This is a genomic window from Micromonospora sp. CPCC 205561, from assembly GCF_036906775.1.
Classification (GTDB): domain Bacteria; phylum Actinomycetota; class Actinomycetes; order Mycobacteriales; family Micromonosporaceae; genus Micromonospora.
In genome coordinates, this window is sequence record NZ_JBAKHV010000005.1 from 1 (window position 1) to 22,582 (window position 22,582).

Here is a 22,582-nt window from a genome sequence, read left to right on the forward strand (position 1 = left end):
CGCCACCGCCGCACCGACCACCCCACCCCACCCCGCGCCACCCCCACCCCCCACTAGGCCCCCACCCCCCGGCGCCCCGCCCTCTCCCCCGCCCCGTCGCGCGATCTTGCGGTTTGCGCCCCGGCGAAGGGTGCGAATCGGGCGGCCGTGGGGCCACAAGTGCAAGATCGCGAGCCGGGTCAGGGCGGGGCGGGGGCAGGGCGGGGGCGGGGCGGGGCGGGGCGGGGCGGGGCGGGGCGGGGAGGCGCGGGGGGGGGTCAGGGGAGGGGGGTGGTCAGCAGGGTCGCGAGGGTGCCCAGGACGAGGAAGGGGCCGAAGGGGAGGTGGCTGCGCCAGCCGACGCGCCGGGTGGCCAGGAGCGCGACGCCGACCAGCCCGGAGAGCAGCAGGGCGAGCACCAGGCCCGCCACCGGGACGGTCCAGCCGTACCAGCCCAGCAGCACGCCGACGCCGAGCGCCAACTTGGCGTCGCCGAGGCCGAATCCGCGCCGGCCGAGCAGCAGCGTGCTGGTGGCGAAGAGGAGCGCCAGGACGACGCCCGCGACGGTCGCGCGCAGCCAGGGCCCCGGGCCTGCCCCGGCGAGCCCGGCCGTCCCGAGCAGCAGCCAGGTCCCGGCCGCGGCGGGCCAGGTGAGCCGGTCCGGCAGCCGGTGCACCGCCGCGTCGACGAACACCAGCGGGATCGCCCAGCCCAGCCACCAGGCGGTGGCCGCCAGCACGACGACGGGCGGCCCGACCAGCAGCAGCGTCCCGAGCGCCGCCGCGACGGCGAACTCCACCGCGCCGGGCGGCGGGCCGACGCGTGCCCGGCACCGCCCGCACCGGGCCGCCGGGCCCAGCGCCGGCCAGGGCCGCGCCAGCCCGATCGGGGCGCCGCACGCCCCGCACCCGGTCCGGGTCGCCCGCCCCGGCGGTACGGCGTGCCGGACCACGGCGAGCCGGAGGACCGGGGCGAGCGCGAGAACGGCCAGCAGCCGCGCCCCCGGCGAGGCGACCGGCGGCACGGGCGGCTCCGCCACGAGCGGCGGCCCGGTCAGCGCCATGCGCGCCCGCCGACCCGGCCGGCCCCGCCGACCTCGCCGACCCGGCCGAGCCCGCCAGCCCCGCCGGCCCCGCCGACCCGACCGAGCCGACCGAGCCCGCCGAGCCGGCCGACCCGACCGATCCGGCCGACCCGACCGAGCCGGCCGATCCGGCCGACCCTCACGGCAGCGGCGGAGGCGGACGCGGGCACGGGGCCGGACACGGAGGGTAGCGTCCCGTGCGCCCGCCGGTAACGACCGGAAGGGTCGGCGCCCCTCCCGCCGAAATGGCGACGCGCCGCCCGGGAATGGCGGTACCGAATAGGCGGGAATCCCATTTGAATGAAATAGTTGCGCACAAATTCGAGGGACGGATCGGACCAGTCACCACGTCCGGGACACGCGCAGGGGGCCGACACTTCCACCCGGCCGCCCGACGCCCCTCCCCTGGCCCCGACTTTCGCCCCGCGCGGCGGGCCCACGCCGCCCGGCTCACCCCCACCAGCCGCCACCACCCCGCCGCCACCACCCTTCATCACACAGAGTGCTCGAACGAATTGCCCCTGTCGCATCGGCGATCGTCAGCCTATGCTCGCCCCTTGGGTACGGTGCAACCCCCGCGACGAAACGACAGGACCACACCGGACATTGCACTTCTAGATCAGCCACGGTAAATGCAGCGGCACTTCCCGAAAGGCCCGGATGGGCTCATCCGGCCGCGCCGCCGCATGCCCGGAGGCTGCCACGCCGCTCTCCGGGCGGCCACCGAGGAGGCACGACGTGCGCGAAAGGCGGTTCCGCCGATGGGCGACCTGCCTGCTCGCCATCGCGGCGGTCGGCTCGACCACGGCCTGCGGCGCCGAACCCGCGGCGAACACCCGGTCCGCGAGCGCCGGCGCCGCGCCGACCCCCACCCACCGGCCCGCTGACGAGCAGGCGGCGAAGAAGGCGGCGCTGAGCGCGTACGCCGGGTATCTCGCCGCGTCCCGCACGGCGAGCAGGCGCAGCGATCCCCACCATCCGGAGCTGTCCCGGTTCCTCGCCGACCCTCTGCTGACCCGGGTCCGGCTCTCCATCCGCGAGGCGAAGGAGCACGGCGCGATGCGTACCGGCACATTGCTCTCCGATCCCACCGTCACGTCGGTGAGCCTGGATTCGAGCCCGCCGACCGTGGAGATCCAGGACTGTCTGGACGCCACCGACTACCGGCTCGTCTACGCCAAGGACAAGCGGATCGTGCCCGGCACCGGCGGGACACGGCACCTGGCCACCGCCACCGCCACCCGCTACCCGGACGGCCGCTGGCTGATCAGCTCCGGCGCCGCCCACGAGGACCTGCCGTGCTGACCCCGTCGGGACGGGCCACGTCGACCCGGTCCCGCCGGCCCGGGTCGCCGGGGCCGGTCACCGGGGCGGTTCCGCCGCAGGCCGAAGCGACCGTCGCGCCAGCGGGTGCGGGCACCCGTACACCCGGAGCGGCCGGCGCGCCGGCCGGGACCAGGGCGGCCCGCCGGGCGCTGGCGGGAGCCGGCCTGGTCCTGCTGCTGGCGCTCGGGGCGGCGGTGCCCGCCGTCGCCGCCGGACGCGCGGACCCCGGCGCGGAGTGCCCACCGGGGCAGAGCGACTGCAGCGTCTGGGACGACGACCCGGGCAACCCGGGCGACCCCGGTGGTGGCGGGGATGACGGCGGCGGCGGCGACCCGGGCGGCGGGGGCGGCGGCGGCAAGTGCCAGTGGAACGGCCGCACGGTCAAGTGCTACGACGAGTTCCTCGGCTGGTTCAACAACGGCGACGGCTGCTACTACAAGCTCGCCCAACCGCAGCAGGAGGCCCCCGAGGGGCAGCAGTGGTACGTGCGTACCTGCAACGGTGGTGACACCGGTACCCAGACCACGGTCCTGCTGGACAGCCCGCCGCCCGGCTTCGGCGCGCCGCCCGACCCGGAGGAACTCGCCCGGCGGGCACTGGCCAGGATCACCATCGCGGCCCCCCGGATCGCGGTCGCGCCCCGCCGCAGCAACGGTCCCGGACTCGTCGGGCTGCCGGTCTGGATGTGGGGCAGCAGGGACGCTCCCGGCGAGAAGCCCAAGTACTTCGGGCCGGAACAGCACGAGTCGGAGAGCGATCGGGGCCTGACCGTCAGCCTCACGGCGAAGTTCGAACGGATCGTCTACGACATGGGCAACGGCCGCCGGGTCACCTGCGGCGGCGCCGGCACCCCCTACAAGGCCAACGGCCGGCTCGCCGGCAAGCCCTCCCCCGACTGCGGCTACGACACCGGCTACCCGAAGGCCGGCGACTACCTGGTGCGGGCCACGACGCACTGGACGGTGACCTGGCAGGGCGGCGGCCAGAGCGGCGTCATCGAGGTCAACCGGACGACGGGAACGGTCCCGGTCCGCATCAACGAACTACAGGTGGTGACGCAGTGAGCGCGAGGAGCGAGCCGGACCCGCAGGCCCCGCGGTCGCGAACGGAGACGAGCCAGTGAGTGTGGCGACCCGGAACGGAGCCGGGCCGGTGGACGCGCCGGTCACCCCGCCCAGAGTGGTGCGGCAGCGCCGGACGCGACCCGGACTGCTCGGCCTGGCCGTGCTGCTGATCGCCCTCGGCGGCCTGGGGGCGGCGTTCGCGATCACCTCGGTACGCGCGACCGGCAGCTACCTGGCGGTGGCCCGACCGGTCGAGGTCGGTCGGCAGGTCAGTGCCGACGACCTGGTGACGGTGCAGGTGGCCGGCGGCCAGGGGCTGTCGCCGGTGCCCGCCGGCCGGCTCGACGAGGTGGTCGGCAAGCGGGCCCTCGTGTCGCTGACCCCCGGCACGCTGCTGACGATGGCCCAGCTCACCGACGATCCGCTGCTCGGCCCCGGCCAGCAACAGGTGGCGCTGGGCCTGGGTCCGGCCGAGGTGCCCGCCCGCAGGCTGCACCCGGGGGACAAGGTCCTGCTGGTGAGCACGCCCGACGGCGACGACGACCGCCCGGCGGGTGCCGCCGCCCGGTTCGAGGCGTTGGTCATCGACACCGTCACCCCGGAGAACGACGACGAGGTGGTGGTCTACGTGGCACTCGCGATCCGCGACGTGCCGGCCGTGGTGGCGCTCTCCAGTCAGGAGCGGATCGCCGTCGTACTGACCAGGGCGGCCTGAGCATGCCGATCATCGCGCTGGTGTCGGCGAAGGGCTCCCCGGGCGTCACCACCTCCGCCCTGGCCTGCGCCCTGACCTGGCACCGGCGGCTGGTGCTCGCCGAGTGCGATCCGGCGGGTGGCTCGATCCTCGCCGGCTACCTGGGCGGCGCGCTCGACGGGCCCCGGGGGATCGGCGAGCTGGCGGTCGGCGAGTTGCGCGACGGCAGCCTGGAGTCGGCGTTCTGGTCGCAGCTGGTCGACCTGGACGCGCCGAAGCGGGAACGGCTGCTGCTGCCGGGCGTGGTCGACCCCGCCCAGACCGGCAGCGTCACCCCGCTCTGGCAGCGCTTCGCCGACTTCTTCGGCAGCCTGGAGGGCGGCGACCCGCCCTACGACGTGCTGGTGGACTGCGGGCGGCTGCACGTCGTCGGTCCGCCGTGGCCGGTCCTGCGCGCCGCCTCGGTCGTGCTGCTGGTCAGCCGGGCCCGGCTGCCCGACCTCTCCGGGGCCCGCGCGGTGGCCAGGGCGATCGAGCGGGACTTCGCCGAGCACCGGGTGCCACCGGGCACCCTGCGGCTGCTGCTGGTGGGCGACGGGCACGGCAACGGAGAGATCAGCAAGGCGCTGCGGCTGCCGGTGATCGCCCGGTTGCCGCACGACCCGCGTACGGCGGACGTGCTCGGCCTGGGCGGCAACGTGCGGGCCGGTCGGCCCCTGATGCGCGCGGCCGGGGCCCTGGAGGTGCCGGTCGGGGCGCTGCTGGAACGTCGGCGCGCCCGGCTGGCCTGGCCCGTGCGGCAGGGGGTGCCGGATGCGGTTTGAGCCGGTCTCCACCGACCCGCGCCGGCAGCCGCCCGCCGCCACCTCCACCGCGCCGCCGCTGGCCCCGACCGACGGCCGGCACCACCACCATCCGGTGCCGGTACCGGTGCCGGTCGCCGCCGTGCCGCGCCCGGAGCCGCCGCCCCGCCCCCGGGTCGATTTCCAGGTGGTCCGCGAGCTGCGCCGGCAGCTCAGCGAACGGCTCGCCCTGTGGCAGCGCGGCCGGGAGTTCACCGTCGACGAGGAGGACACGGAGCGCGCCCGGCTCGCGGTGGCGGTGGTCTCCGAGTACGCCGACGCGGTGCGCCGCGCCGGCACCCCGATGGCCGCCGGTGAGGAGCGGCTCCTGCTCGACCAGGTGACCGCCGAGCTGGCCGGGCTCGGCCGGCTCCAGACGCTGCTGGTCGACGACACCATCGAGGAGGTGCACATCCTCGGCTGCGACCAGGTGCGGGTCACCCGGCACGGCGGCGGGGTCGACTGGGTGGAACCGATCGCCGACAGCGACGACGAGCTGGTGGAGATCCTCCAGGCGGCGGCCCGCCGGGCGGGGGCCACCGAGCGCTCGCTCTCGACCTCCAAGCCGACGCTCGACCTGCAACTGCCCGACGGCAGCCGGCTCGCGGCGGTGTTCCTGGTGACCCACCGCCCGTACGCGGTGATCCGCAAGCACAACACGCTCGACGTGAGCCTCGACGACCTCGCCGGCGGCCGGGGCGACCTGGACGAGATGATCGACCCGCTGGTGCGCGACTTCCTCCGCGCCTCCATGCGGGCCGGGCTGAACATCATGGTGGCCGGCCTCGCCGGGGCCGGGAAGACCACCGTCATCCGGGCGCTGATGGACGAGATCCCGGCCGACGAGCCGTACGTGCTGCTGGAGGAGAGCCGCGAGCTGCTGCCGGCCCGCCGCCGGCTCAAGCACCGCGCGGTGATGAGCTTCGAGGCCCGCGAGGGGCACGGCGAACGCGGGGCGGACGGCCGCCCCGCCGGCGAGGTGAGCATCGCCGACCTGATCCCCGTCTCGCTGCGGATGGGCGTGCTGCGGATCATCGTGGGCGAGGTCCGGTCCCGGGAGATCGTCCCGATGCTCCAGGCCATGACGACCAGTCGCGGCTCGATGTGCACCATCCACGCGCGTACGCCCGCCGGGGTGAGCGAGCGGATCATCGAGCTGGCGCTCGCGCACGGCCGGGAGATGACCGTCGACCAGGCCCGCCGGATGGCCGGCAACGCCCTCGACCTGATCGTCTACGTCACCGTCGAGGACGAGACCGCGATCGGCGGGCGCAAGCACCGCTTCGTCTCGCACGTCGAGGAGGTCATCGGGGTCGGCGACGGCAACCGGATCACCACCACCCAGGTCTTCGGGCCCGGGCCGGACGGGCGGGCCGTACCCCGGCACCTGCCCGAGCGGATCCGCGCCCAGCTCCTCCGCGTGGGCTACGACGCCCGGCTGCTCAGCCGCTGGATCGAGGCCGGCACGGGGGCCTGGCGGCGCCCCCGGCAGACCCGGCTCGGGCGGCGGTGACGCCGGTGCTGGACAACGTCGAACTCGTCGCGGTGGCCTCCGGTGCCGCCTGCGTGGCCGGGCTGCTGCTGGCGGTCGTCGCGCTGGTCGGCACCCGCCGGCCCTCCGGCCGTGGGCCCGGCGCGGGCCGGGGGCTCGACCGGCTGTGGAAGGGCCGGGGCACCACCCCGCGCGAGCAGCGGGCCCACCAGGCCCTGCTGGTCACCGCCCTGGTCGCGGGCGCGCTCGCGTTCCTGGTCACCGGCCTGCCGGTGGTCGGCCTGCTGGTCGCGGTGGCCGTGCCCGGCGCGCCGTGGCTCTTCTCCGTCGGCAAGGCCGAGCAGCGGGCCATCGCCCGGATCGAGGCGGTCGGCGAGTGGACCCGCCGCCTCAAGGACGTCTCCGCCACCGGCCAAGGGCTCCAGCAGACGATCGTCGGGACGGTCGCCACCGCCCCCGACGAGATCCAGGAGGAGGTACGGCTGCTCGCCGCCCGCCTCCAGGCCGGCTGGCTGGCCCGTTCCGCGCTGCTGGCCTTCGCCGACGACATCGGCGACCCGGTCTGCGACCAGGTGGTGGCCGCGCTGATCCTGCACGTGACCGACCGCGGCGAGCGCCTCGGCGACGTGCTCGGCTCGATCGCCGGGGCGGCGGCGGCCGAGGTGGCCACCCGCCGGGAGATCGAGGCGAAGCGCACCCAGCCCCGCTTCGCGGTCCGCTTCCTCACCGGCATGACGCTGGCCACCGTCGCGTACGGGCTGCTGAACACCGAGTACATCAGCCCGTACGGCACGCCCTTCGGGCAGCTCGTGATGGCGACGCTCGGCGCGGCCTTCGTCGGCCTGCTGGCCTGGGTCCGGTCCATGAGCCAGCCCCGCCGGCCGGCGCGGTTCCTGCCGGCCCCGGACCCGCAGGAGGTGCTGACATGAGCGCGAGGAGCGAGCCCGCGAGCCCCGCGCCCGCGAACGGAGGGTCGGGCCGGTGATCCTCAACTGGCAGCTCGCGGTCGCCGTCTGCGGTGGCGCGGCGGTCGGGCTGGGCGCGTTCCTGGTGGTCCGCGAGCTGGTACCCGCCATGCCCGCGCTCGGGCCCGCGCTGCGCCGGTTGCACCAGCCGCCGGGGAGCGGGCAGCTCGCCGGCCCCGCGGACCGGCGGCTGGAGTGGCTCAGCGAGCTGTCCCGCTGGCTGCGGCCCCCGCACCGGCAGCTCGCCCTCATCGACCGGAGCCCCGAGCAGTACACCCTGTCGATGCTGCTCTCGGCGCTCATCGGGCTCGCCGCTCCGACGCTGCTCGGCGTCACCCTGTTCGCCGTCGGGCTCCGGCTGCCGGTGGTCGTACCCGTGCTCGGCAGCCTCGGGTTGGCGCTGCTCTGCGCCCTGATCGCGCACCGCTCGGTGCTCGACCGGGCGGACCGGGCCCGAGACGAGTTCCGGCAGGCGGTCTGCACCTACCTGGACCTGGTCGCGTTGCAGCTCTCCGCCGCGCACGGGCCGGTGCAGTCGCTGGAGCGGGCGGCGGCGGTCTGCGACGGCTGGGTCTTCGACCGCATCTCGGAGTCGCTGCGGATCGCCCAGATGCAGATGCACTCGCCCTGGGACGAGCTGCGCGATCTCTCCGAGCGCATCGGCATCCCGGAGCTGGGCGACGTCGGGGCGATCATGCGCTCCTCCGGTAGCGAGGGTGCCCAGGTGCACGAGACCCTGCGCAGCCGCGCGGACTCGCTGCGCGACCAGATCCGCACCGACAACCTGGCCCGGGCCGAGGGGGTGACCAGCCGGCTCGACATCCCCGGGGCGTTGCTCGTCTTCGTCCTGCTCGGCTTCGCCATCTATCCGTTCATCGCCCGCCTCTGATCCGCCCGAGAGAAGGAGCACGTCATGTCCGTCATCAACCGTCTGCACGTCGCAGTGACGACGCGCCTGGCCGAACTGCGCGAGGACGGCGAACGGGGCGACAGCCCCGTGCCCACCGCCGTCATCATCTTCGGCCTGGTGGCCGTCGCGATGGCGGTCACCGCCGCCGCCCTCGGCGCCGCCAACGACTGGATGGGCAACATCCCGAAGGCCCCGAAGTAGCACCGGGCCGTGCGCCGAGCGAACCCGCCCCGGAGCGCCGGATGGCCGCCGCCGCCCGGCGTCCCGTCGTGCCCGCCACCCGGTGCCCCGTCCGGTCAGCAGCCCGATGCGGCCTTCCGGTCGCCGCCCGACGGCTCGTCCCGGCCGCCGCCCGGCGGCTCACGGCCGGCGGGGTCGATCAGGGGGCCAACCCGGTCGAGCTGGCGGTGGTGATGCCGGTGATCCTGCTGCTGCTCTTCGCGTCGATCCAGACCGCGGCCTGGTTCGTGGCCCGCTCCACCGCGCTCAACGCGGCGCAGAGCGCGGTCAACGCGCAGCGGCTGCACCAGGCGCCGCCCGGCGCGGGCGAGGCCCGCGCCACCCGGTTCCTGCAGGCCGCCGGCGGTTGGCTCGTCGGCTGGAAGGACCCCGCCCCGAGCTGCCAGGCCACCGCGACCGAGGTGACCTGCACGGTGCGCGGACGCTCCCTGTCGGTCGTACCCGGGGTCAGCTTCCCGGTGCGCCAGACCGCCCACGGGACCGTCGAACGGTGGACCACGCCGTGAGCCGTACCGCCGAGCGGGGCTCGGTCTCCATCGAGGTGGCGGTGCTCGCCCCGGCCTTCATCGCGCTGATCGTGCTGGCCGGCGTGGCCGGGCGTACCGCCGTGGCTGCCGAGGCGATCGACGCCGCCGCCCACGACGCCGCCCGCGCCGCCTCCATCTCCCGGGACGCCCGCACGGCCCGCGCCGAGGCCCGGGACGCGGCCCGCCGGCAGCTCGACTGGCGCCGGCTGAACTGCGTCGGGGCCCCGGAGGTCACCTTCAGCGGCGCGGTACGCGGCGCCCCGACCAGCTTCGACGCGGCGTTCCGCAGCCCGGCCGGGCGCGACGCCTCGGTCACCGTCCGAATCGCCTGCACGGTCTCCTACCGGGACGTGCACCTCTCCTTCCTGCCGGGCATGCCCGCCGGCGGGCGGGTGTCGGCGAGCTTCACCTCGTCGCTGGACCGCTACCGGAGCCGGGCATGACCGGCGGCCCGGCGGACGAGCCGCGCCCGTCCGGCGGGCCCGACGCCGGGCGGGTGAGCATCTTCCTCGCCGTGGCGATGGTCGGCGTCCTCGCCGTCATCGGCATGGCCTTCGACGGCGCGGGCCAGCTGCGCACGCTGCAACGGGCCGAGAACCTGGCGGCCGAGGCAGCCCGGGCCGGCGGCCAGGCCATCGACCGGGCCGCCGCCATCGAGGGCGGGCCCACCCGGATCGACCGCCCCCAGGCCCGCCGGGCCGTCGCCGACTACCTCGCCTCGGCCGGGGCCGCCGGCCACGCCGTCGAGTTCCCGGCCGTCGACGGGGAGACCCGGATCCGGGTACGCGTCACCGTCACCCACCACAGATCCATGCTCGGCCTGTTCGGCTTCGACGACACCGTCACCGTCTCCGGCGAGGCGACCGCGCGGCCGCTCACCGGGGCACCGTAGGGGAAGGGAAGGCAGCCATGGCCGCATCGGGGCGTTCCGCCGCACGGCGGGCCGGACGGATACTGACCGGGTTCGGCGCGCTCGTCGTGCTCTGCGCGGTGCTGGTCGGGGCGCCCGTGGCGCTGCTCGCCCTCGCCGGCAACCCGCTCCCCGACCACCTGCCCACCGTCGCGGAGCTGGGCACGGCGCTGACCAGCCGCGACGACGGGCGACTCTTCCTGCGGGCGCTGGCCCTGGCGGGCTGGTTCGGCTGGGCCACGTTCGCCTGCTCCGTGCTGGTGGAGCTCTGCGCGCAGGCGCTGCGCCGGCCGGCTCCCCGGCTGCCGGGGATGAGCCGCCAGCAGCGGGCCGCCGCGGCGCTGGTCGGCTCGGTCGCGCTGATCCTCGCGGCCAGCCCGGCGGCGAGCGCGGCGACGGCGGTCGCCGGCCCGTACGCCCTGCCGGCGGCGCCGGTGGCGGCGGCACCGCCGACCGGGCTGGAGACCGCTGCCTGGTCCGCCCCGGCCGCCCGACCCGCCCCGACCACGAGCGCCGCGGACGGCGCGGCGGTCTACCGGGTGGCCCGGGGTGACCACCTCGGCGCCGTCGCCCAGCGCTACCTGGACGAGTTCGGCGACTACCGTGAGCTGGCGAAGCTGAACCGGCTCGGCGACCCCGACCGGATCCACCCGGGCCAGCTGCTGCGGCTTCCCGGGGAGGCGGCGGACCAGGGCACCCGACGGCACGCCACCGGTCGCCTCGTCGCCCGGCCGACCCCGCCCGCGCCCGCCCGGCCCGCCCCGCGGCCGGCGCCGGAGCAGGCCTCGCCGGAGCCGGCCACCCCGCCCCCGCCCGCGGCCGAAGCGCCGCCGGCGCCGGACGAGCGCGACGCGCCGACGGTGACGGTGGGAGCCGCCCGGGCGGGCGAGCCAGACCGGGTGAACCGGCCGCTCGCGGTCTCCGCCGTCCTGGCGGTGGCGAGCATCGTCGGCGCGCAGATCGGCGCGGTGCTGGGCCTGCGCCGCCGCCCCGCGCAGGTGTCGGCCGGCGCGGGGCGGGCCGCGTCCAACGGCCGCCACGGCAGTGCCGGGACCGGAGGCGGCACGGGGTACCGGATCCCCGACGACATCCCGATCGGACGCCACCGGCGCCCGTGACCGGCGCCCCGGGCGTCGCCGTCAGGGGAGGCGGGCCTCGAGGACGCCGTCGACGATCCGGGTCGGCAGGGTCTGCTGGTCGTTGCCGGACGGCCCGTGCACGACCTCGCCGCCGTTGAGCCGGAACGCGCTGCCGTGCCAGGGGCAGACGACGCAGGCGTGCCCGTCGATCTCCCGCACCTCGCCCTCGCCCAGCGGGCCGCTCTGGTGCGGGCACCGCTCCAGCATGACGGTGACGTCGTCGCCGTGCCGGTAGAGGATCACCGAGACGTCGTCGATCTCCCGCGTGACCAGCTTCCGCTGCGGCAGCGCCGACATGTCGGCCACCGAGTGCCAGCCGTCGCTCATCCGGTGCAGCTCGGAGATGCTCTGGTTGACCTGCGCGCCCTGCTTGTACGCCAGGTGCCCGCCGAGGTAGGCCCCCATGCCGGCGGCGCCGAGGCCGAGGAAGCTGAGCGTACGGCCGAGGTTGTGCCGGCCGGTCATCCGGGCGGCCACCGAGCTGGCGTAGAACGCCAGGCCGACGCTGTTGGCGGCGGCGTGTACCAGGCCGACGCGGCGCTGGTCGCGGGCGAGGGCCGCCCAGTCGTTGAGCCCCGCGACCGCCGCCGGCAGGGCGCTGACCGTACCCACGGCGCAGAGGGCGGAAGCGGCCCGGCGCTGCCCCGGCATCACGTCCAGCACGGCGGTGCTGATCCACGCGCCGACCGGCACCTGCACCATCGCCGGGTGCAGCGGGTGCCCCAGCCAGACGCCGTGCAGCGCGTCACGGACCCGCTGTGGCCGGAGGGTGGCCTGGACGGCCCGTTGCAACCGGTCGCCGAACCGGTCCAGGCCGGAGGCCCGCTCGATCTTCGTCAGTATCGCTCGCACCCGTACCGACTTCCCGGCAGGAGCGACCCCAAACCGGGCGTCGGTGACGGATTCGCGGCGTTACGTGACCAGCCCGGCCGACCGCAGACCGCTCCCGGCGCGGCCGCGAAAATGGGGTCGCGGGGCGGGCCGGCCGCGAGCAGTGTGGTCCGGGTGTACGCACTCTCCTCCCGCTCCCTGCCGGCCGCCCCTCCGGCGAACCGGCTGACCGTCGCGCTGGGACAGCCCCGGGCCGTGCCGCCCCCGCTGCTGATGCTGCTGGGCATGCTCTCCACCCAGGTCGGGGCGGCCGTCGCCAAGCAACTCTTCGGCAGCACCAGCGCCGGCGGTACGACCACGCTGCGGCTCGGCTTCGCCGCCCTGATCCTGCTGGTCCTGGCCCGGCCGGGGCTGCGTCTGGGCTGGCGCACCGCGGGCCTGGTCGGGGCGTTCGGGCTGACCCTGGCCCTGATGAACCTCGCCTTCTACGCGGCCCTGGAACGGGTGCCGCTCGGCGTGGCGGTCACCATCGGGTTCGCCGGGCCGCTGCTGGTGTCGCTCGCCGGCAGCCGCCGGCTCGCCGACGTGGCGTGGGCGGCGCTGGCCGGCGGCGGGGTGCTGCTGATCAGCGGGCTGGGCGGGACGGGGGTGGACCGGCTGGGGCTGCTGTGCTGCGTGGCCGTCGCGGTCGGCTGGGCCGGCTACGTGCTGCTCGGCAAGGCGGTCAGCGCCCGGGTGCCGGGCAGCCGGGGCCTCGCGCTGGGGATGGCGGTCGCCGCGCTGGCCGTGCTGCCGTTCGGGGTCGCCGGCAGCGGCACGGCGCTGCTCGACCCGTGGACGCTCGCGCTGGGCGCGGCGGTGGCGCTGCTGTCGTCCGTGCTGCCGTACTCGGCGGAGATGGCGGCACTGCGGCGGATGCCGGCCCGGGTCTTCGCGGTGCTGCTCAGCCTGGAGCCGGCGATCGGGGCGCTGGTCGGGCTGGTCCTGCTGGGCGAGCTGCTGGCCTGGCCGCAGGCGGCAGGGGTGGCCTGCGTGGTCGGCGCCGCGCTGGGCGCCACCCTGATCCGTCCGGACCGGTCCGCCCCGCACTGACGCCTGGCGCCGCCGGCACCGCCGGGGGCATGCTGTCGGAATGGGGGTACGCGTCGAACGCGCCGCGGCGGTGACCACGGTGATCCTGGACCGGCCGGCGGCCCGCAACGCGGTCGACGGGCCGACGGCCCGGGCGCTGGCCGACGCGTTCCGCGCCTTCGAGGCCGACCCGGCCGCGGCGGTGGCGGTGCTCTGGGGCGCCGGCGGCACGTTCTGCGCCGGTGCCGACCTGAAGGCGATCGGCACCCCGAGCGGCAACCGGGTCGAGGCGCAGGGGGACGGCCCGATGGGTCCGACCCGGATGGCGCTCAGCAAGCCGGTGATCGCCGCGATCTCCGGTCACGCCGTGGCCGGCGGGCTGGAACTGGCGCTCTGGTGCGACCTGCGGGTGGCCGAGTCGGACGCGGTGCTCGGGGTGTTCTGCCGCCGCTGGGGAGTGCCGTTGATCGACGGCGGCACGGTGCGGCTGCCCCGGCTGATCGGCGAGAGCCGGGCGATGGACCTGATCCTCACCGGCCGCCCGGTGCCGGCCGAGGAGGCGTACGCCATGGGGCTGGTGAACCGGCTGGTCGCGCCCGGTGAGGCCCGGGCGGCGGCCGAGCGGCTGGCGGCCGAGATCGCCCGGCACCCGCAGACCTGCCTGCGCAACGACCGGGCGGCGCTGCTCGCCGGCGCCGGCCGGCCCGAGCCGGAGGCCCTGGCGGGCGAGCTGGCGTACGGCATCGGGTCGCTGGCGGCCGACGCGGCGGCGGGGGCGGCCCGGTTCGCGGCCGGCGCGGGCCGGCACGGCGCCCCGGCCGACTGACCGGGCGGGCGGTACGACGGGCCGGGCGGTGCGGCCACCGCGTGTCGAGTGGCCGCACCGCCCGGTGCACCGGCCGCCACCGGGGCGACCGGGTCAGGTCAGTTGCGGTTGATGGTGAACGTCGAGGTGGTGTTCTGGATGTCCACCGCGTTGTTGCTCAGGCGGAGGTTGTTGAAGGTGACCGACCCGACGGCCGGGCCCTGCCCCGCCTCCGGCATCTGGTTGGCCCAGATGCCGAACCCGGACTTCGCGTCGTAGGCGTCACCGCTCTTGCGGGCGCCGCTGATCGAGACGTTGGTGAAGACCGTGTCGGCGATCGGGAACTGCGGCTGCCCACCGACGTAGTTGGTCTGGAACATGATGCCGCTGTAGGTCGGGTCGACGATGTCGACGTCGCTGACCCGGATGCCCTGGAACACCTTCGAGGCGGAGAAGACCCAGATCGCCGGGAAGGTCTGCGCGCCCCAGAAGTGCCCGCCGGCCCGGACGATCGAGATGTTCTCGAACCGGGTGGGCGGGTTGGCGCCGAAGCCGTTCATCGGGTAGCCGAAGTCGAGCGAGCTGATCGTGATGCCGGAGTAGACCAGCGTGTCCGCGATGTAGATGTTGCGGAACGTGTTGCCGTAGCCGCCGTAGACGGCGACGCCGGCGGCCCGCCAGGTGAGGGTCGAGGTCAGGTTCTCGTAGATGTTGTCCTTCATGTCGGCGCCGCCCGCGTCGATCGCCGAGAACAGCGCGAAGCTGTCGTCGCCGGTGGCCCGGGCGTCGTTGTTGCTGACCAGGTTGTTGGTGCTCCCGTTGGTCATGTTGATGCCGTCGGCGAACATGTTCCGGATCCGGGAGTTCTTGATCGTCATGAAGTCGGTGTTCGCGCCCCAGTAGAGGCACACCATGTGCTCGTTCCAGATGTTGTCGATCACGATGTTCGACACGTTCGAGAAGTCGAACACCTTGCCCGGCCCGTCGATGCGCGAGGTGTAGTTGCCGAAGTAGGCGAAGTTCGCGAAGGACGATCCGGCCGCCGAGTTCTCCGCCCGGAAACCGATGTCGGTGTTGTCCTGGCCCGACGGGGCGTTGAACCTGGTGTACCAGGGGCCGGCACCGGTCACCTTGACCGCCTTGCCGTAGACCTGGAACTTCGACGCGGTGGAGTAGTTGCCGGCCGGCAGGTACACCCCGACGAGGTTGCCGGTGGTGTCCATCCGCACCCGGTCGAGGGCGTTCTGCACGTCCTGGTGGGTGAAGCCCCCCGGCGTGGTGTAGCGCGCCGGGTCCGGGTTGGCGATCGGCGCCACCTGCTCGGTGTTGACGAAGTCGATGGCGTACGTGGTGGTGTTGGCCGGGTCCTTCTGGAGGCGGATCCTGCTGCCGGCCGGGACGGTGGAGTTGAGCATGACGTTGGCCTCGTCGTAGATGTGCCGCGGTCCGCCCGCGCTCGGCGAGTTGCCCGGGCTGGCCTCGTTGCCGTAGAGCCAGGCGTACCGGGACGTCAGGTCGATGGCCTTGTGGAACGAGCCGTTGACGTAGACGTTCAGCGTCGAGTTGATCCCGCCGCCGCCCGGCGCGTCCGGGATGGAGAAGCGGGTGACGAGCGTGTTGGTGCTGGCCCGGGTGGTCCACTCGACGAAGCTGCCGGTCGAGTTGAGGGTCACCGCGCGCCGGCCGGACGCCTCACCGGCGAGGTCGCCGACGGTCCGGTTCGGCCCGACGACGCTCGCGCCGCCGCCGACCACGCCGTCCTCGGCCTCGTACATGTCGTACGGCATGTTGGCGCCGCGCCCCACGAAGAGCGAGCGTTCGCTGGTGTTGTTCGCCTGCTTGACCGGCAGTTCGTTGCCGTCGGCCGCGAGCACCACCCGGACGGTGTACTTGCCGTTCGCGGCGGTCCAGGTGCCCAGGTTGACCGGGCCGACGGTGGCCCCGGCGTTGATCACCCCGGAGTACGAGCCGGTCAGGGTGCGCACGGCCGTGCCCGCCTCGTTGAGCACGGTGAGCGTGATGCCGTGCGCGCCGGACGCGGAGGCGACGTTGCCGGCGTTGCGGATCGACACCGAGAAGGTGACCGTGTTGCCGGCCGCCGGAGTGCCCGGCGACCAGGCGACGGCCGACGCCACCAGGTCGGAGCTGGCGACCGCGCTGACCACCAGCGGGCTCGGGTTGCTGAAGCTGTTGTTGGTGTCGTCCTGCTCGACGACGCTGTTCGACTCGTCGACCTTCGCGCTCAGCGGGTAGCTGCCCGCGTCGCGGGTGCCGATGTTCGCCGAGACCGTGGTCGAGGCGCCCGCCGCCAGGCCGCCGACCGACGCGGTACCGACCCGGTTGGTGCCGAGGTAGAAGTTGACGTTGGTGGCGCCGGAGGCCGCCGAGCCCGCGTTGCGGACGGTGGCCGAGAGCGTGACGGCGCTCGTCTCCACCGGCGCGGACGGGCTGAACGACATGCCGGTCACGGTCAGGTCGGGGTTCGGCGCCGGGGTGCCGATGACCTGGAACTCGGCGACCTGCCCGGCCGGGGCGCCGGTGTTCGAGGCGATGGAGAGCCGCACGTCGGCCGCCGCGCCGGAGACCGGGATGGTCACGGTGTTGCCGCTGGCCGGGTCGAAGGCGTAGTTGGCCGCGCCGACCAGCGTGGTGAAGGTCGAGGAGCCCTGGTCCCGGCCGAGCACGGTGATGTTCTGGGTACGCGCCCCCCAGGCCGGGTCGGGGTTCAGCCTCAGCACGACCTGGCTGAGGCTGGCGTTGGCGCCGAGCTGCACGGTCAGCGTGCTCGGGTTGCCGTTGCCCTCCCAGTAGGTGGCCACGTTGTTGTCGTTGGCGTTGGTGGCCACGAACGTGTGCACGTGCCCGGAGGCGGTGATCGGCTTGCCGACCGCCAGGTTGGTGCCGACGGGCGGGTTGCCGGTGCCGGTCCGGGTCACGGTGTTGCTGTTCGCCGACTGGTTGCCGGCGGCGTCCCGGGCCCGGACGTGGTAGGAGACCGTGGCGCTGGTCGGCTGGCTGTCGGTGTACGTCAGGGTGGAGCCGTTGACGCTGCCGCGCAGCCCGCCGTTGGCGTACACGTCGTAACCGGTCACGCCGACGTTGTCGCTGGAAGCGGACCAGGTGAGCCGGATCTGCCCGCTGACGGGCTGGGTGTACGCGAGGTTCCCGGGGACGCTGGGGGCCTGGGTGTCGGGGTTGCCGGCGGCACCGTAGACCTCGACCTCGGAGAGCTGGGCGGCCGGCCAGCCGGTGTTGCCGGTGACCTGCACCCGCACGTACCGGGTGCTGGTCGCGGTGAAGCCGACGGTGACGGTGTTGCCGGTGGCCGGGTTGAAGGTGTGGTTGCCGGACGCCTTCAGGGTGCTGAACGACGAACCGTTGGTGGAGCCGAGCACCGAGAGCGTCTGGGTGCGGGTCTGCCACGACGACGACGGGGGCAGCTTGAGCACCACCCGGTCGACGTTGACGGTGGCACCGAGATCGGCCTGGATCCACTGCGGAAACGCGTTGTTGGCGCTCTCCCAGTAGGTGTCGGCGTTGCCGTCGTTGGCGTTGCCCGCCACGTAGTTCTGGTTGTGGCTGCTGGCGCTCATGGTGGCGGAGAGCCCGGCGAGCAGGGCGGCGCGGTCGGCGGTCGCGGCCGGGTCCGGCGCCGGCGCGGCGGCCGCCGGGGTCACGGCCGGGACGGCGGTGAGGAGCAGCCCGGCGAGCACGCCGGCGAGGAGCCGCCGGTGGGCCGGGCGGGTGGATCGGGGGACGGGATGGGGCGGGGTGCCGTGTCTGGACATGGGGTCGCTACACCTCTTTCGGGGGTGGTGTTCGGGTGCGTTGCCCGGCGACGGGCGCAGGGGTACGCCCGTCGTGCCGCGACAGGTGGGGGACGGTGCGGGGGATCGGGCGGGACCGGGGCCGCGCTGCGCCGGGTCGCCACGACCGGGGGGGGTGGCCCCGCCCGGCACGGGCGGGGCCACCGCACTAGCTGGAGTAGACCTCGAACTCGCCGAGCTGGCCGGCGGGCCAGCTGCTGTTGCCGGTGAAGGTCAGCCGCAGGTACCGCTGGCTGGTCGCCGCGAAGGTCACGGTGACCGTGTTGCCGCCGGCCGGGTTGAAGGTGTAGCCGGCGGACGCCTTCAGCGTGCTGAAGGAGGAGCCGTTGCCGGAGCCGAGCACCGACAGCGTCTGGGTGCGCGTCTGCCACGCGGACGACGGCGGGAGCTTCAGCACGACCCGGGACACCGACCGGCTGGCACCCAGGTCCACCGTGAGCGATTGCGGGAAGGCGTTGTTGGCGCTCTCCCAGTAGCTGGCCGCGTTGCCGTCGACCGCGTTGCCCGCCACGTACACGTCGGCGTGGCTGGTCTCCGCGGCCGGCCGGCCGAGCGCCAGGTTCCCGGTCGGCGGCGGGGTCGTCGGCGGCGGGGTCGTCGGCGGCGGGGTCGTCGGCGGCGGGGTGCCGGGGCCGCCGCCGTACACCTCGAACTCGGAGAGCTGCGCCGCCGGCCAGCCCGTGTTGCCGGTGACCGTCACCCGGACGAAGCGGCGCTCGCCGGCCGGCATGCTGATCGACACCGCGTTGCCGCCGGCCGGGTCGAAGGTGCGCCCGGCCGATCCGGCGAGGGTGGCCCACGAGGAGCCGTCGGTCGAGCCGAGCACCGACAGCGTCTGGGTCCGGCGCTCCCAGCCGGCCGGCAGCTTGAGCACCACCCGGTCGACGGAGCGCGCCGCGCCCAGGTCGACGGTGAGCGACTGCGGGAAGGCGTTGTTGGCGCTCTCCCAGTAGCTGGCCGCGTTGCCGTCAACCGTGTTCGCCGGCACGTAGCTCTGGTTGGAGCTGGTCCCGGTCACCGGCCGGCCCTGCGCCAGGTTGCCGCCGGTCGTGGGCGGGGTGGTGGGCGGCGGGGTGGTGGGCGGCGTCGTCGTCGGGGGCGTCGTCGTCGGGGGCGGGCTGGTCGGCCCGCCGCCCCACCGCGGCTCGGGCCACGGCCCGCAGTACGGCGTCGCCGAGTACCAGCCGGAGTTGCCGGCGCCCTGGGTGATCTGGAAGCCGCTGCCGACGCAGTTGTGCATCGGGTTGGCCTGGGCGATCCCGGTGGCCCGCACGTTCGTGAAGGAGACCTGACTGGGCGCCTGCACCTGGAGCGCGTACGTGCCCGCGCCGTCGATCCGTACGTTGTCGAAGCTGATGCCGCTGGTCTGCCCCTCGATCCAGTGCAGCGCCGCGTACGAGCTGTCCAGGATGTCGGTGTCGGTGACGTTGATCGACGCGCCCTGGATGGGCTCGTTGAGCGCGGAGAACCAGATCGCGCCGACGCCGAAGCGCCAGTTGTAGTCCGAGTTGCCGTTGCGGATCAGGGTGTTCCGGGCGACCGTGATCGTCCCGGAGACCGCCGTGGGGCCGGTGACCCCGGGGTAGCGGTTGGCGACGTGGATGCCGCCGCCGTTGGTGACCGAGTCGGCGGTCACGTTGTCGGTGATCTTGATGTCCCGCCCGCCGTACGTCACCAGGTGGTTGGCGAGGATGGTCACGCCGATGGTGTTGCGGGTGAAGGAGTTGTTGACGTTCGGCACGCTCTGCGCCCACATCGCGAGGGCGTCGTCGCCGGTGTTGCGCACGAACGTGTTCGTCACCGTGGAGTTGGTGACGCCCCAGTGGAAGTTCACCCCGTCCGCGGTCTGGTCCAGGATCCGGCTGTTGCGGATGGTGAAGTTGTCCATCGGGCCGTCCATCCAGGCCCCGACCTTGGTGTGCTGCATCCAGACGTTGTCGACCACCGAGTTCGACATGGCCCCGCCGATGGCGTTGACCTGGTCCTCGTCGACCCGCTCCCGGATGTCGCCGATGATGGCGAAGTCCCGCAGCGTGACGTTGCGGCTGGGCCCGCCGGCCTCGTACGGCCTGATTCCGCCGCTGTAGCCGCCGCCGGGGACGTACTTGCCGTAGATGCCGGCGGCCCGCTTGCGGTCGGTCGGGTGCCGCCCGCCGAGCACCGAGTACCACGGACCCGCGCCGCGCAGGGTCACCCCGTCCACCACGACGTGGTCCCAGAGGGTGAACGTGCCGGTCGGGATCCAGACCGCCCGGCCCTGGGCCCGGCCGGCGTCCACCGCCGCCTGGAACTTCGCGGTGGAGTCGGTGCCGCCCGTCGGGTCGGCGCCGAAGTCGGTGACCACGTCGAGCGCGCCGGCCGGCTTGGCGATCGGCGCGCCCACCAGCTCGAAGTCGGCCAGGTCGATGGTGAACGTCGGCGACTGGGCGGTCGAGGAGACCTGGAGGCGGATCCTCGTGCCGGCCGGGTAGGTCGTCCCGAACATCGTCCGGGTCTCGTCGTAGAAGTGGTGCGGGTTGGTGTCGCCCGGGTTGTTGTTGAACGGGTAGCCGCCGTAGTACCAGCCGTACCGCGAGGTCACCGGCACCGCCTTGACCAGCGTGCCGTTGGCCCGCAGGTCGATGCTGGCGTCCCGGCCGGTGCCGGCGGCGTTGTCCGGCAGGCTGTAGCGGAAGGTCACCGCGTTGGCGGGCGCGGTCAGGGTGAACTCGACGTACTCGCCGACCGCGTCGAGGGTGACCGCCTCCCGGCCGGACGCCTCGGACGGCAGCGTGCCGTAGCGCCGGTCGGGGCCGATCCTGGTGCCGTTGTGCGCGACCTCCTCCGCCTCCTGCTCGATGAACGGAACGGTGGCTCCCCGGCCCGGGATGTCGAACGGCGAGAGTCCGGCCGCGCGGGCGGGGGTCGCGGTGGTGGTGAGCGCGACGACGGAGATCGAGGCCGCGACGAGGGTGGTGCCGGCGAGGGCGGCCAGCCCCGCCCGGATCGGGTGTCTTCGCGGGTGGTGCGGGGTGGTGTGGTCGGCCATGAGCGGCGCTCTCCCTTTCCTTCCAGGTGGCCAGGTCCCCCGTGTGCGTGCGGTGGTGCGCGTACCTCCCTGTCTCCGTCGGCCGGCGCGGGGCCGGCGGGGTGGGGTGGGCGGTGCCGGCGGCCGGGACGGGCCGCCGGCACCGGCGGGTTCAGGCCGGGGTCCGCGGGGCGGTCGCGGCCGCCGGGTGTGGCGTCGCCTCGGCGGTACGCAGCCAGACGGCGGTGTCCGGGGGCAGCAGGTCGTCGTCGAGCGGCCCGCTGGCCAGCAGCCGGCCGGCGTGCGGCGGCAGCGGCACCGCCACGTCCGAGAGGTTGACCAGGCAGGTGAATCCGGGGTCGCGTCGGAACGCGAGCACCCCCTCGGGGGCGGGCAGCCAGGTCAGCTTTCCGTCGCCGAGAGCCGTCTCGGTCCGGCGCAGGGCGAGGGCGGCCCGGTACAGCTCCAGCATCGAGTGCGGGTCGCCGGTCTGCGCCCGGGCGGTGCGGTCCTTCCAGTCCGCCGGCTGGGGCAGCCACGGTGCCGCCGCCGCGTCGTCGGGGCTGAAGCCGAACGGCGGCGCCTCGCCCGACCAGGGGATCGGGACGCGGCAGCCGTCCCGGCCCGGGTCGGTCCCGCCGGAGCGGAAGTACATCGGGTCCTGCCGCAGCTCGCGCGGGATGTCCTCGACCTCCCAGAGGCCCAGCTCCTCGCCCTGGTAGACGTAGGCGGCGCCGGGCAGCGACAGCGACAGCAGCGCGGCGGCCCGGCCCCGGCGGGTGCCCAGCTCCAGGTCGGTGGGGGTGCCCTCGCGCTTGGCGGCGAAGCTGAAGGTGGTGTCCGCCCGGCCGTAGCGGGTGACGTGCCGGGTGACGTCGTGGTTGGAGAGCACCCAGGTGGCCGGGGCGTCGACGGGGGCGTGCGCGGCCAGCGTCGCGTCGATGCAGGCGCGCAGCGCGGCGGCCTCCCAGGCGCAGCCGAGGAAGTCGAAGTTGAACGCGGCGTGCAGCTCGTCCGGGCGCAGGTAGTTGGCGAACCGCTGCCAGTCCGGCATCCACACCTCGCCGATCAGCGCCCGGTCGCCGGGATAGCCGTCGGCGATCCGCCGCCAGTCGCGGTAGATCTCGTGCACTCCGTCGAGGTCGCGGAACGGGTGCGGCCGGCCGGGCAGGGCCTCGGGCAGCGTCGCGTCCTTGACCAGCAGCCCGGCCGAGTCGATCCGGATGCCGTCGACCCCCCGGTCGAACCAGAACCGCAGGACGTCCTCGAACTCGGCCCGCACCCGGGGGTGGTCCCAGTTGAAGTCGGGCTGCTGGGGCGCGAAGAGGTGCAGGTACCAGTCGCCGGGAGTGCCGTCCGGGTTGGTGGTCCGGGTCCAGGTCTCGCCGCCGAACTCGCCGACCCAGTCGGTGGGCCGCTGGTCGCCGTTCGGGCCCCGGCCGGGGCGGAACCAGAAGAGTTCCCGCTCGGGTGCGCCCGGGCCGCCGGCGAGTGCCGCCTGGAACCAGGGGTGCGCGTCGGAGCAGTGGTTCGGCACCACGTCGACGATGATCCTGATGCCAAGCGCGTGGGCCTCCGCGATCAGCTCCTCCGCCTCGGTCAGGGTGCCGAAGACCGGGTCGATGTCGCGGTAGTCGGCCACGTCGTAGCCGGCGTCGGCCATCGGGGAGGGATACCAGGGGCTGAACCAGATCGCGTCGACGCCGAGCGCGGACAGGTGGTCCAGCCGGGACCGGATGCCGGCGATGTCACCGATGCCGTCGCCGTTGCCGTCGGCGAAGCTGCGCGGGTACACCTGGTAGATGACCGCTCCACGCCACCACGGGCCCTTGTTCGCTGTGGTCACGAGCACCTGCTTTCTGCGTCAG

19 protein-coding genes are annotated in these 22,582 nt (G+C 74.7%); 14 read left to right on the forward strand and 5 right to left on the reverse strand.

The window, feature by feature from the left end; all coding sequences use genetic code 11:
* Positions 1-257: 257 nt before the first annotated feature.
* Positions 258-1,043 (reverse strand): A24 family peptidase, encoded by a 786-nt coding sequence (locus V6V16_RS05130; protein ID WP_334559853.1) that lies wholly within the window; start codon positions 1,041-1,043, stop codon positions 258-260.
* A 759-nt stretch (positions 1,044-1,802) separates the two neighbouring features.
* On the opposite strand from V6V16_RS05130, the gene V6V16_RS05135 reads away from it, so the two are divergent.
* The 12 genes from V6V16_RS05135 (at position 1,803) to V6V16_RS05190 (ending at position 11,152) form a co-directional block, all read left to right on the forward strand.
* Positions 1,803-2,369 carry a hypothetical protein gene (locus V6V16_RS05135; protein ID WP_334559854.1) on the forward strand — a complete coding sequence of 189 codons (567 nt, stop codon included), beginning with the start codon at positions 1,803-1,805 and terminating at the stop codon, positions 2,367-2,369.
* Between the two features lie 170 nt (positions 2,370-2,539).
* Entirely contained in the window at positions 2,540-3,454 is a 915-nt protein-coding gene (locus tag V6V16_RS05140) for a hypothetical protein (RefSeq protein ID WP_442934039.1), read from the forward strand.
* A gap of 55 nt (positions 3,455-3,509) precedes the next feature.
* Positions 3,510-4,169 (forward strand): SAF domain-containing protein, encoded by a 660-nt coding sequence (locus V6V16_RS05145; protein ID WP_334559855.1) that lies wholly within the window; start codon positions 3,510-3,512, stop codon positions 4,167-4,169.
* Between the two features lie 2 nt (positions 4,170-4,171).
* Entirely contained in the window at positions 4,172-4,972 is an 801-nt protein-coding gene (locus V6V16_RS05150; RefSeq protein ID WP_334559856.1) for a ParA family protein, read from the forward strand.
* On the forward strand, positions 4,962-6,503 hold the full coding sequence (locus V6V16_RS05155; RefSeq protein ID WP_334559857.1) for a CpaF family protein: 1,542 nt from the start codon (positions 4,962-4,964) through the stop codon (positions 6,501-6,503). Before V6V16_RS05150 ends, V6V16_RS05155 begins: the two co-directional genes overlap by 11 nt.
* A complete protein-coding gene (locus tag V6V16_RS05160) occupies positions 6,464-7,411 on the forward strand; it encodes a type II secretion system F family protein (protein ID WP_334560201.1) in 948 nt (315 codons plus the stop codon). The genes V6V16_RS05155 and V6V16_RS05160 overlap by 40 nt, the downstream gene beginning before the upstream one ends.
* 55 nt (positions 7,412-7,466) lie before the next feature.
* Positions 7,467-8,336, forward strand: a complete 870-nt coding sequence (locus tag V6V16_RS05165) for a type II secretion system F family protein (RefSeq protein ID WP_334560203.1) — start codon at positions 7,467-7,469, stop codon at positions 8,334-8,336.
* 24 nt (positions 8,337-8,360) lie between these two features.
* Complete coding sequence (locus V6V16_RS05170; protein WP_334559858.1) at positions 8,361-8,558, forward strand: hypothetical protein; 198 nt, start codon at positions 8,361-8,363, stop codon at positions 8,556-8,558.
* A gap of 41 nt (positions 8,559-8,599) precedes the next feature.
* Positions 8,600-9,103: a TadE/TadG family type IV pilus assembly protein gene (locus tag V6V16_RS05175; protein ID WP_334559859.1), complete on the forward strand. Its 504-nt coding sequence runs from the start codon at positions 8,600-8,602 to the stop codon at positions 9,101-9,103.
* Positions 9,088-9,567, forward strand: a complete 480-nt coding sequence (locus V6V16_RS05180) for a TadE/TadG family type IV pilus assembly protein (RefSeq protein ID WP_334559860.1) — start codon at positions 9,088-9,090, stop codon at positions 9,565-9,567. Before V6V16_RS05175 ends, V6V16_RS05180 begins: the two co-directional genes overlap by 16 nt.
* A complete protein-coding gene (locus V6V16_RS05185; protein ID WP_334559861.1) occupies positions 9,564-10,016 on the forward strand; it encodes a pilus assembly protein TadG-related protein in 453 nt (150 codons plus the stop codon). Before V6V16_RS05180 ends, V6V16_RS05185 begins: the two co-directional genes overlap by 4 nt.
* Before the next feature lie 17 nt (positions 10,017-10,033).
* On the forward strand, positions 10,034-11,152 hold the full coding sequence (locus V6V16_RS05190) for a LysM peptidoglycan-binding domain-containing protein (protein WP_334559863.1): 1,119 nt from the start codon (positions 10,034-10,036) through the stop codon (positions 11,150-11,152).
* A gap of 21 nt (positions 11,153-11,173) precedes the next feature.
* On the opposite strand, the gene V6V16_RS05195 is transcribed toward V6V16_RS05190, so the two are convergent.
* The gene (locus V6V16_RS05195; RefSeq protein WP_334559865.1) at positions 11,174-12,025 is read right to left on the reverse strand and encodes a Rieske 2Fe-2S domain-containing protein; all 852 of its coding nucleotides are present in this window, start codon (positions 12,023-12,025) and stop codon (positions 11,174-11,176) included.
* Positions 12,026-12,178: 153 nt separating this feature from the next.
* Here V6V16_RS05195 and V6V16_RS05200 point away from each other — a divergent pair, with 153 nt between their 5' ends.
* Both V6V16_RS05200 and V6V16_RS05205 read left to right on the forward strand, forming a co-directional pair.
* Complete coding sequence (locus V6V16_RS05200; protein ID WP_334559867.1) at positions 12,179-13,096, forward strand: EamA family transporter; 918 nt, start codon at positions 12,179-12,181, stop codon at positions 13,094-13,096.
* Between the two features lie 40 nt (positions 13,097-13,136).
* Positions 13,137-13,901 carry a crotonase/enoyl-CoA hydratase family protein gene (locus tag V6V16_RS05205; protein ID WP_334559869.1) on the forward strand — a complete coding sequence of 255 codons (765 nt, stop codon included), beginning with the start codon at positions 13,137-13,139 and terminating at the stop codon, positions 13,899-13,901.
* A gap of 98 nt (positions 13,902-13,999) precedes the next feature.
* Here the strand turns inward: V6V16_RS05205 and V6V16_RS05210 are convergent, their stop codons facing one another.
* From V6V16_RS05210 to V6V16_RS05220, 3 genes are all read right to left on the reverse strand, one after another.
* Positions 14,000-17,668: a discoidin domain-containing protein gene (locus V6V16_RS05210; protein WP_334559871.1), complete on the reverse strand. Its 3,669-nt coding sequence runs from the start codon at positions 17,666-17,668 to the stop codon at positions 14,000-14,002.
* Positions 17,669-17,855: 187 nt separating this feature from the next.
* Positions 17,856-20,735 (reverse strand): galactose-binding domain-containing protein, encoded by a 2,880-nt coding sequence (locus V6V16_RS05215; RefSeq protein ID WP_334559872.1) that lies wholly within the window; start codon positions 20,733-20,735, stop codon positions 17,856-17,858.
* Positions 20,736-20,886: 151 nt separating this feature from the next.
* On the reverse strand, positions 20,887-22,560 hold the full coding sequence (locus V6V16_RS05220; protein ID WP_334559873.1) for a glycoside hydrolase family 13 protein: 1,674 nt from the start codon (positions 22,558-22,560) through the stop codon (positions 20,887-20,889).
* Positions 22,561-22,582: the final 22 nt, after the last annotated feature.

Coding starts and splice junctions, on each gene's coding strand:
- V6V16_RS05130 (WP_334559853.1), bottom strand. CDS start 1,043: ATGGCGCTGACCGGGCCGCCGCTCGTGGCGGAGCCGCCCGTGCCGCCG.
- V6V16_RS05150 (WP_334559856.1), top strand. CDS start 4,172: ATGCCGATCATCGCGCTGGTGTCGGCGAAGGGCTCCCCGGGCGTCACC.
- V6V16_RS05155 (WP_334559857.1), top strand. CDS start 4,962: ATGCGGTTTGAGCCGGTCTCCACCGACCCGCGCCGGCAGCCGCCCGCC.
- V6V16_RS05170 (WP_334559858.1), top strand. CDS start 8,361: ATGTCCGTCATCAACCGTCTGCACGTCGCAGTGACGACGCGCCTGGCC.
- V6V16_RS05175 (WP_334559859.1), top strand. CDS start 8,600: ATGGCCGCCGCCGCCCGGCGTCCCGTCGTGCCCGCCACCCGGTGCCCC.
- V6V16_RS05185 (WP_334559861.1), top strand. CDS start 9,564: ATGACCGGCGGCCCGGCGGACGAGCCGCGCCCGTCCGGCGGGCCCGAC.
- V6V16_RS05190 (WP_334559863.1), top strand. CDS start 10,034: ATGGCCGCATCGGGGCGTTCCGCCGCACGGCGGGCCGGACGGATACTG.
- V6V16_RS05205 (WP_334559869.1), top strand. CDS start 13,137: ATGGGGGTACGCGTCGAACGCGCCGCGGCGGTGACCACGGTGATCCTG.
- V6V16_RS05210 (WP_334559871.1), bottom strand. CDS start 17,668: ATGTCCAGACACGGCACCCCGCCCCATCCCGTCCCCCGATCCACCCGC.
- V6V16_RS05215 (WP_334559872.1), bottom strand. CDS start 20,735: ATGGCCGACCACACCACCCCGCACCACCCGCGAAGACACCCGATCCGG.